The 15580-nt window shown below is 66.1% G+C and carries 9 protein-coding genes; 5 read left to right on the forward strand and 4 right to left on the reverse strand.

Annotation, left to right across the window (positions count from 1 at the left end):
- Positions 1-44: 44 nt before the first annotated feature.
- Entirely contained in the window at positions 45-4799 is a 4755-nt protein-coding gene (locus AC56LG_RS07040) for an FkbM family methyltransferase (RefSeq protein WP_497165395.1), read from the reverse strand.
- 247 nt (positions 4800-5046) lie between these two features.
- Here AC56LG_RS07040 and AC56LG_RS07045 point away from each other — a divergent pair, with 247 nt between their 5' ends.
- Genes AC56LG_RS07045 through AC56LG_RS07055 form a run of 3 tightly spaced genes read left to right on the forward strand, consistent with a single transcriptional unit; the run spans position 5047 to position 8189 of the window.
- Positions 5047-5448 carry a GtrA family protein gene (locus AC56LG_RS07045; protein ID WP_497165396.1) on the forward strand — a complete coding sequence of 134 codons (402 nt, stop codon included), beginning with the start codon at positions 5047-5049 and terminating at the stop codon, positions 5446-5448.
- A 54-nt stretch (positions 5449-5502) separates the two neighbouring features.
- On the forward strand, positions 5503-6255 hold the full coding sequence (locus AC56LG_RS07050) for an SDR family NAD(P)-dependent oxidoreductase (RefSeq protein WP_497165397.1): 753 nt from the start codon (positions 5503-5505) through the stop codon (positions 6253-6255).
- Between the two features lie 14 nt (positions 6256-6269).
- Positions 6270-8189 (forward strand): hypothetical protein, encoded by a 1920-nt coding sequence (locus AC56LG_RS07055; RefSeq protein ID WP_497165398.1) that lies wholly within the window; start codon positions 6270-6272, stop codon positions 8187-8189.
- A 133-nt stretch (positions 8190-8322) separates the two neighbouring features.
- Here AC56LG_RS07055 and AC56LG_RS07060 read toward each other — a convergent pair whose 3' ends face one another.
- Together AC56LG_RS07060 and AC56LG_RS07065 are read right to left on the reverse strand one after the other, a co-directional pair.
- Positions 8323-9621, reverse strand: a complete 1299-nt coding sequence (locus AC56LG_RS07060) for an FAD-binding oxidoreductase (RefSeq protein ID WP_497165399.1) — start codon at positions 9619-9621, stop codon at positions 8323-8325.
- Positions 9615-11093 (reverse strand): UbiA family prenyltransferase, encoded by a 1479-nt coding sequence (locus AC56LG_RS07065; RefSeq protein WP_497165400.1) that lies wholly within the window; start codon positions 11091-11093, stop codon positions 9615-9617. Before AC56LG_RS07065 ends, AC56LG_RS07060 begins: the two co-directional genes overlap by 7 nt.
- Positions 11094-11313: 220 nt before the next feature.
- Here AC56LG_RS07065 and AC56LG_RS07070 point away from each other — a divergent pair, with 220 nt between their 5' ends.
- On the forward strand, positions 11314-12972 hold the full coding sequence (locus tag AC56LG_RS07070; RefSeq protein WP_497165401.1) for a histidine kinase famiy protein: 1659 nt from the start codon (positions 11314-11316) through the stop codon (positions 12970-12972).
- A gap of 165 nt (positions 12973-13137) precedes the next feature.
- Here AC56LG_RS07070 and AC56LG_RS07075 read toward each other — a convergent pair whose 3' ends face one another.
- On the reverse strand, positions 13138-14634 hold the full coding sequence (locus AC56LG_RS07075; RefSeq protein WP_497165402.1) for a DEAD/DEAH box helicase: 1497 nt from the start codon (positions 14632-14634) through the stop codon (positions 13138-13140).
- A 394-nt stretch (positions 14635-15028) separates the two neighbouring features.
- Between AC56LG_RS07075 and AC56LG_RS07080 the strand changes: the two genes are divergently transcribed.
- Entirely contained in the window at positions 15029-15508 is a 480-nt protein-coding gene (locus AC56LG_RS07080; protein WP_497165403.1) for a hypothetical protein, read from the forward strand.
- Positions 15509-15580: the final 72 nt, after the last annotated feature.

Raw genomic sequence — 15580 nt, forward strand, 5'->3', positions numbered from 1 at the left:
GCGGAGCCCGTTTTTATTTTTCCGCGTTTGCCGCCTTTTCCTCCCTAGCGGCGCCGGAACTCGATGCGTTCGAGGTCGATCGTGCCGCCTGCCGGCACCGCGGCGCGCAGTTCGAAACGCACCACGTCATGCGCCAGCGCGAAGCCGGCGACGGCCCGGCCCGGTGCCATGTCCAGTTCCGCCAGTACCCGGCGCTGCTCTTCCACGAGCGTGATGCGCACCGGGCCCGACATCTCTCCATGCAATTCGACCTCCCACTGCCCGCCCTGCAGGAACCAGTCGGGGCCAAAGAAGACGATGGCGTCGCCTTCCGCCTGGTAACGGGTGCGCCCAGCGCGGCTTTCGCCGCTTCCTTTCAACTGCCCCGGATAGACCGAGAAGCTGGCGCGCGCCAGTTGCGTCACCGCCGCAGCGGGCGCCGCCAGCACGTCGCCCACCCAGCCGCGGTAGGCATCGTCCGCCAGCGGCACCAGCACCGCGTTCGGACCGACCCCGTACAGCGACAGTCCATGCTGCCCGAGCAGCTGGGCGATGGCGTTGCTGTCGCCCGTATCGGCCAGCTTTTCGAACAGGATCTTGATATCGGGGGAGCGGCGCAGGACGTCCTCCATGCCACGCAGCACTTGCAACTCATGGCCCTCGACGTCGACCTTCACCAAATCCACCGCCAGCCCGGCGGGCAGCAGGTCATCGATGCGGTGCGCGGGCACCGAGACCGTCCGGCCCGGCTCGTCGAGCGTGCGGCTCGCGGTGCCGCGGCCGAGGTGCCCCTCCGGATAGAACAGTTCGAGACTGCCTGCGCGATCGGACACGGCGCAGGGCGACAGCGTGACCACCGCCTCCAGGCTGTTGAGCTGGATGCTGCGCTCGATCAGGTTGGTGAGGGCCGGATGCGGCTCGAAGGCATGGACGCGGCCACGCTTGCCCAGCCGGTTGCCGATCGCGACCGTGAAGTAGCCGACATTCGCGCCGACGTCCAGGAACACCGTGTCGGCCTTCACGAAACTGAGCAGGACCGCCAGGTTCTCGGGTTCCCAGACACCGCCGTTGACGATCGGCGACGGGCAGCCGAGGTCGCCCGTGTTGACGAACAGGGGGCTCTCGTCGCGCAGGTAGGTCAGCACGGCGCCGTCGCCGGCAAACGTGGCCAGCCGGTCCTTGACGAAGCCGACCTTGTATTCGACCAGGGCGACGTCGGACGCCAGCCGGGCCAGCGCGGCACCGCTCGCGTCATGCCCGGCCCGGACGGCGTGCTCGACCTCGTTCAGGCTGCGCACGTGTCGCGCCTGGGCCGACTTCAGCGCGCGCATGCCGTCCTGCAGGCTGCGCGACAAGGCTTGCAGCTCGTGCGCGCACTCGGCCTGGGCCTGGGCCAGCGCAGCCTGGGCCAAGGCCGCCTTGGACAGGGTGGCCTGGGTCCGCTCGGCCTGGGCCTCGAGCGCCTGCGCCAGGGTGGCCTGGGCCGCCACGGTGTGGTTGCGCATCTCCTCCTGCAGGGTGCGTGCCAGGGTGGACAGGGCGACGCCCTGGTTCGCCTGGACCGCGGCGAGCCGCTGCGTTTCATGGCGCAGGTCGGTAGTGGCCTCGACCATCAGGGTACGCAAGCGCGTCGCCAGGCGACCGGTCAGGGGCTTGGCGCTGCGGTAGACGCGGCGCAGCACTTTGTACAGCACCTGCTTGACGAAGACCTTCGCGCCGCGCCGGGACGCCGCCCCGGCCGCCCCGGCCGCCTCGGCAGGCGCGGCAGGCGCGGCAGGCGCGGCAGGCTCGGCCGGTGTGTACGGCAGCGGCGCGGCCGTCGCGGCAATCAGGATTCCCTCTTCGCGCAATTGCGCCGCGGCCGGCGCCGCCTGCACTGGCGGCGTGGCGACGGCGTCGGCCGGCGGCAGCACCTGCAGGAAGCGGGTCAGCAGGGCAACCTCGTCGAAGCGGGTCTGGAATACCTGCACCGATGTCGCCGTCACCTGGTCGACCTGCTCGCGGTCGAGCGCGACGATGCGTTCGGCCAGGGCGGCGGTGTCGAAACGCCAGGCCGAGACGATCGAGCGGTCGTTGTCCGGCATGGCCATCGCGGTGGCCGGGATCAGCCAGCCGGTCTCGCCTTCGAGCACGATCTCGTTGTGCGGCGCGGCGTCGAGCGACAGCACCGGCGTGCCGCGCGCGATCGATTCGTAGAAGCCCAGCCCCAGCCCTTCGTGCGAAGAGACCTGGATGCTGACGTCGTGCGCCTCGTACAGGTCGGCGATTTCGTCGCGACCCAGGCTGCGGTCGATGACGGTGATTCCGGCCGGCAGCGGGTACGGGTAGTAGCTCGCCAGCGGGTCCATCGACGTCACGGTCAGCTCGATGTCGCTGCGCGCGGCCAGCGCCTGGGCGAACGCTTCCATCACTTGCGGCGTGTTCTTGCGGGTACGCGGATTGTGGCCGGCAATGTGCAGGAAGCGGATCCTGGCGCGCGTGGCCAGGCGCTCGCGCTTGGCCTGCATGCGTGCCGGCGGCAGTGGGCGTCCGATGCCGAAGCCGAGGAAGGCGCCGTTGTGGACGCCGTTCGCCGTCAGCGCGTGTTCCGACAGGCGCGTGCAGAACAGGGTCGCCGCCAGCCGGTTGTGGTGCGCCACCTCGTCGCGGATCACGATCTCGATCATCGGGATCGTGCAGATCTTGAGCTTGCTGATCCTGATCGCGAACAAACGCTCCCAGTTCGGCTGCCAGCACACCTCGGGCACTAGCAACGTATGGATGTTGTTGGTCAGGATGAATTGCGACAGTTCGTAGACCGTCACCTCTTCCCGGTGATTGAACGAGTAGTACACCGAGTCGGCGTTGCGCGGCACGCTCCAGTCTTCGGGATCCTGTTGCCGCACCAGACCTTTGCCGATCGATGCGTAAGGCTGGAACGAGAAGATGTGCACGCGGTAGCCGGCGCTGCGCAGCAGTTTCGCGTGGACGTGGCTGAGGTTGCCGAGACCGAGGTCGCCCCAGACGGTGAAGATGCCGATATTGCGGGTGGCGGCGCCGTCGATCAGGCGCATGGCCGAGGACGTGAAACCGCTGAAGTCGCTGCCGAACATGGCCGTCAGGCGCGCGCGCTGGGCCGCACCGATCTGGAGCAGGCGTTCCTCGTCATGGTAGAGGTCGCGGATGGCATCGATCCACTGCGCCGGCGTCTCGGGCAGGAACACCCCGGTCTCGCCCAGCATCGACGGCAGGTAGCCGTTCGCGGTGCACAGCACGGGAATGCCGTTCATCGCCGCCTCGAACGCGACCCGGCAGAAGGTTTCGTCGACCAGGGTCGGCACGATCACGATGCGCGCGCCACGATAGAACTCGCGCACGTTGCCGTAAGAGACGACGCGCGACAGCGGACGCGTGTCGACGTCGGCCTGCAGCGCGTCGTAATACTCGTCGTCGCCCGGTTCGCTGCGCACGCCCAGGAAGGGAATCGTCTCGCCCAGCGTCTTGACGCAGTCGCGGAAGATATCGCCCCCTTTCAGGCGGCAGACATTCACTTGCAGCACGTACTCGCCCGGCCCCTCGCGCCGCGCCAGGAACTGGGCCGCGTCCGAGATCGGATGGATGACCTGGATCTGCTCCTTGCCGCCCAGGCGCTGGTAGACCTCCTGCATGAACTCGGAAGCGACGTATTTGTGGATCAGGCGCGACTGCGGCGGCGCGCCCTTGCGCAGCGTGTGCTGCGTGATGTTGTCGAGGATATGCTGGTTGCCGCTTGCGCCGAGCTCGACCAGGCCGTTCCAGAAGTGGTAGCCGATCATCGTGGTCAGCCGGTTCTGTTCCGCGATCTCCATCGCGACGTCGCCGGTGCCGCCCTGTGCGTGGATCAGGTCGGGGCGGAAGCGGTCGACCGCTTCCTGGATCGCTTCCTTGCTGCAGCCGCCGCCGTGGCGCACGTCCAGGTAGTACGGGGTGCAGGTCAGCGACGACTTCGCATACCAACCGGAGCGCGGATCCAGGAAGCTCACCCAGACGCACTTGACGCCGAACTCGCTGAGGATGCGGCAAGTCTGGTACAGGAAGCTCTCGCCGCCGCCCATCGGATAGCCGAGGTGGGTCGGGATCAGGTACACCGGCACGACCTTGTCGAGCGTCTTGACGACGCCGATCAGTTCGTCCGGGCCGAAGCGCTCGTGCAGGTCGAACAGGTAGTCCTGCGCCGTCCATGCCAGGCGCAGCAGGATGTTGAATAGCTGGTTGGGCAGCACCAGCCGCGTCGTGCCGCGCGCGCCGTTGGCGGGCGAAAAGCCAGCGTTGCGGGACACGGCGCCTGCGCGCGCGGCGCCGATGACGTCGTGGATCGCCTGGGCGTCGACCAGCACCGTGTTCAGAGCCAGCGCCTGGGCCTCATATTCCTTGAACGCGCGAAACAGCGTCTTCTCGCGGCACTGGGCATCGAGATACGGCAGCACCACGCTCTCGATCATCTCGATGCGCTGGCCGACGATGTCGTAATCGACCAGCCAGCTGTGGGTGTCGGCGGCGTCGCCGCCCAGGCTGGCGATGGCCGTGTCCAGCAGGCCGCGATCATCCAGGGAAATGTCGATGTTGGCCAGGAAGCCGGACAGGGATTCCATGTCGCCTGCGCGCGCGAGCACCCGGATAATGGCTTGCGCCGCGCCGCGGTCCATCCGCACCGCCTCCATGTCGCCGCGATCCGCATTGGTCAGCAATGCCAGGACCAGTTTCAGATTTTCAGCATCGTCCTGCAGCGCGCCGTCCGTTTCCGATATGGCCTTGATGCGGGAAACGAGGTCGGGCATACGGCTCTTTGCGCTGACATTCACGCCATTCTTCATTGTCCGGCTCCTGCAGAATTCAATGTTTAATAGTTCTCGATAACCTGTCCGCGGCATTCGCGAAAGGCGGCTCATTTTAGTGCAAGGGTGTGCCAGCGTCACTGCTTTTATCCTCGCCATGGCAGCCCGGTGGGCGCGCCTGCCGGGGGCTCCACGGTACGCGATCGGGCGGCGCGCCAGATGAGTTACAATGCCCGATCCGCAGTAAACGGCCGGTCATTACGCGCAAAATTTCGTGAAACTCCCACTGACTTATGCTTTCCTGGCGCTCGTCGCGACCGCTGTGAATATCGGCGCGCAGGATATTGCCATCCGCTTGTATTCCGGTCCCGGCGCGGTCACGCTGTCGATGCTGTTCGGCACCGCCATCGGCCTTGTCGTGAAATATATCCTGGACAAGCGTTATATCTTTTTATTCCGCGCCCGCGATGCCGCGCACGATACCAGGACATTTGCGCTGTACACATTAATGGGTGTATTGACGACGGCCATTTTCTGGGGCGTCGAATTGACCTTCGATCACCTGTTCGGCACGCCGGGCATGCGCTATGTCGGCGCCGTGATCGGACTGGCGATTGGTTATGTGACCAAATATTATCTCGACAAAAAATACGTTTTTGGTGCCGCCAATCGTTGATGCGCAAGCCGGCGCAGGCGGTCTTGCCTCCCCTTTCTATTACTGGAAACAGAATTGAATAACAAACAGCGTATCGTTATCGTCGGCGCGACTTCGGCGATCGCCGCCCATTGCGCCCGCTTGTGGGTTACGGACAAAGCCGTCGACCTGACCCTGGTCGGCCGCGACCTGGCCCGGACCGAGCGCACCGCCGCCGACCTGCGCGTGCGCAGCCCGGGATCGGAAGTGCGCGCACTGACTGCGGAATTCCTCGACGCCGCCGGCATCGACGCCGCGGTGGCCGCGATCGTGCGGGACGGCGTGCCGGACATCGTGCTCATCGCGCACGGCATGCTGCCCGAGCAGGGCGACTGCGAGCGCGACCTGGCGGCCTGCCAGTCGGCGCTCGAGATCAATGCCATCTCCCCGGTCCTGTATGCCGAAGCGTTCGCGCGCCATTTCGCGGCGCGCGGCGAGGGCACACTGGCCATCATTGGCTCGGTGGCGGGCGACCGCGGCCGCAAGTCGAATTATGTGTACGGCGCCGCCAAGGGCCTGGTCGACCGTTATGCCCAGGGCTTGCAGCACCGTTTCGCCGCCAGTGGCGTCAAGGTTGTCCTGATCAAGCCGGGTCCGACCGATACGCCGATGACGGCGCACCTGAAGGGCCAGGGCGCTAAATTGGCATCGGTGGAGTCGGTCGCGCAGGATATCGTCGATGCCATCGCGGCCGGTAAGGCGGTCGTCTACGCGCCCGCGAAATGGCGCATCATCATGCTCGTCATCCGCCACCTGCCGGCTTTCGTGTTCAACAAGCTCAACATCTAGATCGTCCGCGTTCCATGTTCAAGAAAATCCTGCTGCCCATGGTCTTCTTGATCATGGGCCTGTCCTCCGTGGCAATCGCCTACCAGGCCGGGCATCCGCTCCAGGCCTACCTGTTCCATGCCGATTCGCTGTACCTGCCGGTCCTGTTCCACGACCTGTTCGCGGGCGGCGGCCGCCTGGCCGACTGGTACCTGACGCCGGCGCCCTACTTCTTCCCGGATTTCGCCCTCTACCTGGCCGCTTACCTGGGCGGCGGCGGCGCCTATCAGCAGATCCTCGTCTTTGCGCTGCTGCAGACGGCGCTGACCGCGCTTGCGCTGTTCTTCGTCGTCTCGGCCATTGTCGAGCGCCATCGCATTGCGACCACGGCCCTGATCGCGCTGGCCCTGCTCTGGTTCGGCATGAATGCCGCGGAACCCTTCGTGGAGTTGTTTACCAGCGCCTACCACTTCGGCGCCTTCGTGTCGGCGCTGGCCTTCGTCGCCCTCTGGCTGCGCTACGAACGCAGCGCCGACCGGCGCTTGCTGGCCGCCCTGTGCCTGCTTGCCTTCCTGAGCGCGCTGTCCGACAACATCTTCCTGGTGCAGGTGATCGCCCCCTATGCGGTCACCCGCGCCCTGCTGCCCGGGTCCGCGGCAGGCGCCTTCCTGGGACGCCTGCGCCCTGCATGGCCGATCCTGGCCGCCAGCGTACTCGGCTCCCTCTCCTACAAGCTGGTCGTGGCCCACCCGACGCGCTATCCGACCAAGCTCGGCGTGGCCATGTTCGACAAGAACCTGCATGACCTGCTCGAGCTGCTGGGGCGCCTGTTCCTCCAGTTCCCGCTGCTGGGCGCGGTGTTCTGCGCCTATCTCGCGTTCGGCATCGCCTGTCTGGCCGCAAGCCTGCGCAAACGCGCCATGCTGGGCTTGCCGCGCCCGCTGATCCTGCTGATCGTCTTTTCGCTGGTGTCGATGGCGGGAACACTCAGCGCCGTGCTGCTCGTGCAGAACCTGCCGGTCGCGCCACGCTACCTGATTCCGGTCCTGATCTGGCCCCTGGTCATTGCCATCCTGGTGCTGCGCCACTTCATCCGCGAACGCTACGACTGGATCAGCCTGTTCGCGTCGGCGCTGCTGGCGAGCACGCTGCTGGCCGACAGCATTCGGCTCGACGGCGGCCAGGCGCGGCCCGCAACCTATTATCCGGAGCAGATCGCCTGCATCGACAATGCACTCGGCGCCAGCGGCCTGCGCCACGGCATCGCGCAGTACTGGGATGCCAAGCATATCCAGGCCTTCAGCCGCCATCCGCTCAGGCTGGCGCAATATGTCGACGACCTGAACCGGCACAACTGGATCACTTCGGAGCGGTTTTTCAGGAAGACCTACGACTTCGCCATCATCAACAACGCCGCCGAGGGCATGTTCAAGCTTCCTGCCGCCAGGCTGATCGAGATGAACGGCCCGCCATCGAAGAGCGCCACCTGCGGCGACAGGACCATCCTGATATTCGGCCAGGACCAGTTGCGCCTGGAAAGGACGGCGCTCCCCGGCGTCAGCCTGCGCTGGAAAGGCTGCGAGCTGCCGACGCTGATCGGCAAGCCCACGCCCGCATGCGAAGTCCAGAAGAGCGCGCCGGACCAGGATGGCTTCCTCAGTTTCGGTCCTTACCAGTCCTTGCCGGCAGGGACATACGCCTATGAAGTCGAGTATGCCAGCAGCAAGGCGGCGGATGAAATCGCGGGCGAATGGGACGTGGCGCTGGCCTTGCCGAAGGAAGCCAGGCGCCTGCAGGCAGGCGCCTTGCCCGGCACCGGTGGTGAACTGCGCAAGCTCAGCGGCAAGTTCACCGTGCCGAAGGAGTACGACATGGCCAGGATCGAAATCAGACACCTGTCGAACAAGGGTGGGACGATGAAGATCGTTTCGCTCAGTATCACCCGCCTCGACTGACGCCGGCCTGGCGCGGCCTCGATCACGCTGTCGCGGCCGGGGATTGCGGTACATTTCCCGGTCCGGCGCGCCGTGAAGAACCGTTCTTCCATGAAATCGCCGCCGACCGTGGCGGCGCTGGCGGCGCCGGGTGTCAATAACCCATCAGGCGCCGCGAGAGTTGCGAGCTGATACCCGGATCGCGGTAGGCGAGAAATTCGCGCAGGCGCGGATAACTGGCTTCGAACAGGTCGCGCGGCATGCGCGCGTCCTTGGCCAGGTAGATGCGTCCGCGCGCATCGCGCACGACGGCGTCGAGGCGTTCGAACAGGCGCGCGGTGCGCGGCCCATGGTTCGGGAAGTCAAGCGCCAGGGTGGCGCCGGGCTGGGCGAAACTGAGCATGCCGGGCGCGGCGCGCTTGCCGAAGGTTTTCAGCACGGCCAGGAAGGAACCGTCGCCATCCCTGCGGATTTCGCGCAGCATCGCGGCCACGGCGTCGGCGGCGACACCCGGGGGCACCACGCACTGGTATTGATAGAAGCCGCGTGGACCGTACATGCGGTTCCATTCGAGCAGGTTGTCCAGCGGGTAGAAAAAGCCCTCGTAGTGCGCCAGCCTGCGGCCTGCACCCTGGCGGTTGCTCTCGAAATAGGCGGTATTAAACAGGCGCAGCGACAAGCCGTTGACCAGCGAGACCGGCGGCACGAACGGCATCGTGCGCGGGCGCTTGCGCGGCGCCGCCGGTTCGCCGACGGCCGCCGTCGAGTTGGCGCGCATGAACAGCCCGCGTCCGCGGCGCGACAGGCAATCGATCCAGGAAACCGTGTATTCCCAGTCGGCCTCCGAAGCGTCGGCCAGCGTAAAGAATTCTTCCAGGCGCTCGTAGGGAATCGTTTCGGTGTCCAGCCACGGCCCGGCCACCGGGCGCAGCTGCAGCTCGGCATGGGTGATCACGCCGGTCAGGCCGGCGCCGCCGACGGTGGCCGCGAACCATTCCGGCGCCTGGGCGGGACCGCATTCGATGGTGCTGCCGTCGGTGCGCACCAGGGTCAGGCGCGTGACGTGGTCGCCGAAGGAACCGACGACATGGTGATTCTTGCCGTGCACGTCGTTCGCGATGGCCCCGCCCACCGTCACCATCTGGGTGCCGGGCGTGACCGGCAGTATCCAGCCGCGCGGAATGGCCATGCGCTGGATGTCGCGCAGCATGACGCCCGCTTCGCAATAGAGCCTGCCGCTGGCGGCGTCGAAACGGACGAATTTGTCGAGTCCGGTCGCCTGCCACAGGACGCCCCCCGGGTTCAGGGCGACGTCGCCGTAGCTGCGGCCGAGCCCGCGCGCCAGCCCCGGCCCGCCCGCCTGCAACTGGCGCGCGACCGTGCCCGGATCGGCCAGGAAACGCAGGTCGTGTTCCGGACTGTCCAGCCGCCCCCACGACGTTACTTTCACCATGGCCATTCCGTGGCGCCGATGGCGAGGATGGCGCCGAACGCGAGTCCGGCGGCCAGGCTGGCGCGGTCCTTGACGGCGAACACGAGCGGGTCGTCATGCATGTGGCCGCGATGCGCCTGCATCCAGATCCAGCTGACCCAGAACAGGATGACGGGCACCGCGCCCCAGACGACTTCGGGCATCCGGTACAGCATCAGCACGGCGTCGCTATTCAGATACAGCGACAGCACGACCACCGCCGCATAGCCGGAGGTAATGCCGAGCATCTGGATCAGCGGCGCGTCGGAGGTCAGGTAGCCGCGCCCGTGTGCCTTGGTCTTGCCGGCCAGGATCTGCACCTGGAGTTCCGCATAGCGTTTGACGAAAGCGAGCGACAGGAACAGGAAGACCGAGAATGCCAGCAGCCAGAACGACAGGGTAATGTCGGCCGCCGCGGCGCCGGCCACGATGCGTAGCGTGTACAACATCGCCAGCGTCAGGCAGTCGACCAGGACCAGGCGTTTCAGCGACCAGGAATAGGCACAGGTCACGAAGAAATAAAACAGCAGCCAGGGCAGGAAATTGCCCCCTACATAAGCTCCGAGCACGAGACTGACCGCCAGCAATACCGGTGCCAGCAGCACGCCCATCCAGGCCGGCACCAGGCCCGAGGCAAACGGGCGCGTACGCTTGCGCGGGTGCAGCCGGTCGCTTTCCAGGTCGAGCAGGTCGTTGGCGATGTACACAGTCGAGGCGCACAGGCTGAACGAGACGAAGGCAAGCACCAGCGCCAGCCAGGGATCGACGCTGCCGAACTGGTGGCCGGCCACCAGCGGGATGAACAACAGCAGGTTCTTCATCCACTGGTGCACGCGCAGCACGCTGGCGAGGGCGCGCAGGCCCAGCTTTGCACGCGGAAATACCTGCTCGACCTCGCACTGCTGGCCGGCCTTGTGCAACAGGCTGTCGGATGCATTGACGACGATCGCACGGCGCGCGCTGGCCCACACCGCCAGGTCGGCATGCGAATTGCCTACGTAATCGAAACCGCCCGCCCCGAAGCGTTGCTCGAGCGCGAGCGCCTTGTTGGGACCGGCCAGGTTGACGGCGCCGTCGCTGGCCATGACTTCGTCGAACAGGCGCAGGTGCGCGGCGATGGCGTCGGCGATGGCGCGGTCCGACGCCGTGCACAGGATGAGCCGGCGGCCGCCGGCGCGCTGTTCTTCGAGCCAGGCAAGCAGGTCGCCGTTATAGGGAAGCGCCGCCGGATTGAAGTCCGAGCGCCCGGCCAGTTCGCGCTTGAGCGAGGCCTTGCCGCTCATTAACCAGCCGGGAATGCGCAGTACGCTCAAGGGCTGATCCCGCAGCATCGACAAGGCAGACTCGTGCAGCATGTCCGTATGGATCAGGGTGCCGTCAAGGTCGACAACGATAGGGGGATAAATTTTAGTACTCCACAGGCTGGACCCTGCCCCGGCACGGCCAGGTGTCACGACAACCAGGCGCGCGGACATCTGCGTGAAAGGGGGGAAAGGCAGGATTATAGCTGACAGCTCAGCAACATATGCGCCGATTTGCCAAAATAGCATCGCGAAAATACGCTGTACCCCGGCTCTGCGTGAGCCGGCGCACAGTCGCGCAAGGTGCGCGCGCGCTAGCATTCAGTGACGACGCGCGCCGACGGTGGATTGGCGAATACATGTGGAGAATTCGATGGCAACCGGCTCGACCCCCGAAGAAAACGTAGACAAGCCGGTCGACCTGCAAGGCGACGGCCAGAGCGTCGGCGTGCCGGCCGACGGCGAGCTCGAAGGCAGCGCTTACAATCCGCTCGGCAATCCCGGCATGAAGCACTGGCAGGCCGGCTACATCGAGCAACCCGGCCTGGAGGACCGCGGCAACATCTTCTTTGCCGCCGTCGAAATGACGCGCATGCCGATGGTCGTGACCGATCCGCGCCAGCCGGACGACCCGATCGTGTTCGTCAACCGCGCCTTCCTCGACCTGACGCTGTACGAGGAAAAAGACCTGATCGGCCGCAATTGCCGCATGCTGCAAGGACCGCAGACCAATCCCGAGACGGTCGCCGAGTTGCGCACCGCGCTGTCCGAGCGGCGCGCCGTCGCGCTCGACATCCTGAATTACAAGGCCGACGGCACCCCGTTCTGGAATGGGCTGTATATCGGCCCGATCTTCGACCAGGAAGGCGAACTGCTGTATTTCTTCGCCTCGCAGATGGACATCACCCAGCGCCGCATGAGCGAACAATCCTCGCTGCAGGCGCAAAAGATGGAAGCGATCGGCCAGCTGACGGCCGGCATGGCCCACGATTTCAATAACCTGCTGCAAGTCATCAACGGCAACCTGGAACTGGCCCTGCTGGCGATGGACAAATCGGGCGCCGGCGCCGAACCGATCCGCCGCGCCCAGCGCGCCGCCATGAAGGCCGGCAAATTAACCCAGCAGTTGCTGACCTTTGCGCGCAAGCAGCGCCTGGAACCACGGCGCGTCAACCTGAATGCGCTGCTGGTCGAGTTTTCCGAATTGCTGGTGCGCACCCTGGGCGACCGGGTAGTCCTGCAACTCGACCTGAAACCCGGCCTGCCCTCCTGCAAGCTCGACCCGACGCATTTCGAGATGGCCCTGCTCAACGTCCTGATCAATGCCCGCGACGCCATGCCGAATGGCGGCCGGGTACGCGTCAGCACGCTGCTGGTGGCGGACGGCGCCGACAGCGCCGGCCAGGTGGCGGTCTGCATTACCGACGAAGGCGAAGGCATGCCGCCGGAAGTGGCGCAGCGCGCCACCGAACCCTTCTTCACGACCAAGGGACCGGGCACCGGTCTCGGCCTGGCGATGGTGCATGGCTTCGTGCAGCAGTCGCGCGGCCGGCTCGAGATCGACAGCACGCCTGGCCAGGGCACCACGGTGCGCATGGTGTTCCCGGTGGACGGCGCCCTTTCCCCCGAGGCCGAGGCGGATGGCGCGCACCCGGAAGAAAACGCCCGCGCGCGCATCCTGGTGGTCGAAGACAACGAAGACGTGCGCGAACTGGCCGAAACGATGCTCGAAGGCGCCGGCTACGCGGTGGTGTCGGCGCCGAGCGGCGAACAGGCCCTGACTCTGCTCGAAGAAGGCAGCGCGATCGACCTCGTGTTTACCGATGTGATGATGCCGGGCGGGATGAACGGCCTGCAACTGGCGGACCAGGTACGCGCGCGCCGCCCCGGCACGCCGATCCTGGTGACCACCGGCTACATGGACGAATTGCCGACGGCACGCGGGCAGCGGCTCGACATCCTCAGTAAACCCTACCGCCAGGAAGATTTATTGGCGCGGGTGCGCGCGATTTTGCCGGCAGCCAACGGCTGAGCCCGCCAGCACGGAATAGAAGCGCACTGTAGGGTGGGCACTTGTGCCCACGCGGTTCACCGCTTCCCCATCGAAACGCATTTTCGACCCGCCCACGCCGCACCGCTTGGGCACGAGTGCCCACCCTACGGCCTCTCGGCGCGCGGGTTTTGAAAGCAGCCGTGCTTACTGCGGCTGCTTCGGCAAGCCACCCAGCAAGGCGGCAATCTTCTGCTTCGGCTTGGCCGGCGCATTCGCCAGGTTCTGGTTCGTGTCCTGGCGCGGGGCGTTGGCCGGCTCGTACGGCTTCAGGAACCACGGGTCGACCTTCTCGCGGCGCGGCAGCGGGCCGGCGCCATAGCTGCGCTGCGGGCGCTCGCCGCGTTCGGATTCGGCGCGGCGCGGGCCGCGTTCGCTGCGTTCGCCCCGCTCCGGACGTTCGCCGCGCTGTGGCCGCTCGCCGCGCTCGCCGCGTTCCGCATGTCCGCGCGCACGCACCGCAAAACCGGTCAACTCGCCGCGCGTGATGGTTTGCTTGATCAGCTTTTCGATATCGGCCAGCAAGCGCTCGTCCTTGTCCGAGTACACCGACAGCGCGTCTCCCGACGCGCCGGCGCGGCCGGTACGGCCGATGCGGTGCACGTAATCCTCGGCGTTATACGGCAAATCGTAGTTGATCACGCACGGCAGGTCGGAGATGTCGAGGCCGCGCGCGGCGACGTCGGTCGCCACCAGCACTTCGATGTCTCCCTGCTTGAACGCATCGAGCGCGGCCATGCGTTCCTGCTGGGTTTTATCGCCGTGGATGGCCGAGGCCTTGATGCCGGTCTGCTCGAGGTGGCGCGACAGGCGCGAGGCGCCGATTTTCGTGTTCGAGAAGATGATGACCTGCTTCAGCTCGCGCTGGCGGATCAGGAATTCGACGACGTCGCGCTTTTGCTCTTCGTCGACCTTGTAGACGATTTGCGTGACCTTTTCGGCGGTGGCATTGCTGCGCGCCACTTCGATCAGCACCGGCTGTTGCAGGAAGCTGTTGGCCAGCTTCTTGATTTCCGGCGAGAAGGTGGCCGAGAACATCAGGTTCTGGCGCTTCTTCGGCAGCAGGTTGATGATGCGCTGCAGGTCGGGCAGGAAGCCCATGTCGAGCATGCGGTCGGCTTCGTCCATCACCAGCATCTGCACCTGGCTCAGGCTGACGTTCTTCTGTTCGATGTGGTCGAGCAGGCGGCCCGGGGTGGCGATGACGATCTCGACGCCGCCTTTCAGGACCACGGTCTGCCCCTTCATGTCCATGCCGCCGAAGACGACGGTCGAACGCAGCGGCGTGTGCTGGGCGTAGGCGCGCACGTTGTCGGCCACCTGCACCGCCAGTTCGCGCGTCGGGGTCAGGATCAGTGCGCGCACCGGGTGACGCGCCGGCGACATGCTGCTGTTGGCGTGCGCCAGCAGCAGCTGGATGATCGGCAGCGAGAAGCCGGCGGTTTTACCGGTACCGGTCTGGGCGGCGCCCATGACGTCGCGGCCCTGCAGTACGACGGGAATCGCCTGGGCCTGGATCGGGGTCGGATGGACGTAGCCCTGGTCGGTCAGCGCGCGCAGGATGGCAGGCGCCAGGCCGAAATCGGCAAAGGTCACGCTCGGTTCGACGGCCGCGGCTTCGGTGTTCATCTGTGTATCAGACATTGTTCTTTCCGGGATAAGGGAAACCGATCACTGATCGAGCCCCTTTTTGAATTCAACTTGCTCTACGGGCGATGACCACGCGAACCCAGCAGGCGTGGCCGGCAGTGACAACTCCTGGAGGGGCGGGCGGGCCGCCGGCTGGAACATGGCCTGGGCCTGTGGCCGGCTCGGTGGGCGCGTTGCGCCGGCAAAACCGGCAGCGCAGACGTAGAGACACTATATCGCCCTCAAGGTTACCTGAAATCCACGGCAGTGTATATGGAATCGTGTGTGCGCATGGGTCGCTCCGGCTTGCCGTGCTTTACCCGGCTTTACATTCCCTGCCCTGCTGCTGCGGTTTGGGGCGCCGTTAATAGGATAAGAGCGAGACAAGACGGATAGCGAAGGAATGACGATGGTTTCAGCAATCGGCGCCGGCAGCCTGGTGCAGGCGACGCCGGCGCGGGTGGAAACGCGCAAGACGGAGGAGCCGGCGGCCGCAGCCACGGCAATGGCGATCGATGCGGGCACGGCTACCGTACCCAGTGCGCAGGCGGTAGCGGCGGCGCGGGTGGGCGGGCAGCTCGATGCGCAATTCGATGCGGGACGTGTGCAGCGGGCCCAGGAAGAAGTGGCGGCGGCCGATGGCGGCGCTGGCGAAACAAGTGAGGCTGCGGCTGCGGCGGACACGGAGACGACGACGGATGCCGGCGCCAGCGGTACGGCAACGCCGGCGGCAGGCGCCGGCGCGGCAGGCAGCAGCGACAGTGCCACTACTGACTATATTGCCGAAGCCGACACCAATAATGACCGCAAGGTGAGCGAGGAGGAGCGCGCTGCGTATGCCAGGAAGCAGGCAAGCGAGGTGGCGGGAAAAGCCGCGGCGGCGGCGTAGTCGCACGAGCAGGAAGTGCGGCAGGCGTATGTGCCGCAGGAGGTAGCGGGGTCGCAACTCGATGTCAGCGTT

This window comes from Telluria sp. ZB2R32, assembly GCF_059685715.1.

What these genes read in the sequence shown, in the direction of transcription:
- AC56LG_RS07055 (WP_497165398.1), top strand. Translation starts at nt 6,270, where the DNA reads ATGTTCAAGAAAATCCTGCTGCCCATGGTCTTCTTGATCATGGGCCTG.
- AC56LG_RS07060 (WP_497165399.1), bottom strand. Translation starts at nt 9,621, where the DNA reads ATGGTGAAAGTAACGTCGTGGGGGCGGCTGGACAGTCCGGAACACGAC.
- AC56LG_RS07070 (WP_497165401.1), top strand. Translation starts at nt 11,314, where the DNA reads ATGGCAACCGGCTCGACCCCCGAAGAAAACGTAGACAAGCCGGTCGAC.
- AC56LG_RS07075 (WP_497165402.1), bottom strand. Translation starts at nt 14,634, where the DNA reads ATGTCTGATACACAGATGAACACCGAAGCCGCGGCCGTCGAACCGAGC.
- AC56LG_RS07080 (WP_497165403.1), top strand. Translation starts at nt 15,029, where the DNA reads ATGGTTTCAGCAATCGGCGCCGGCAGCCTGGTGCAGGCGACGCCGGCG.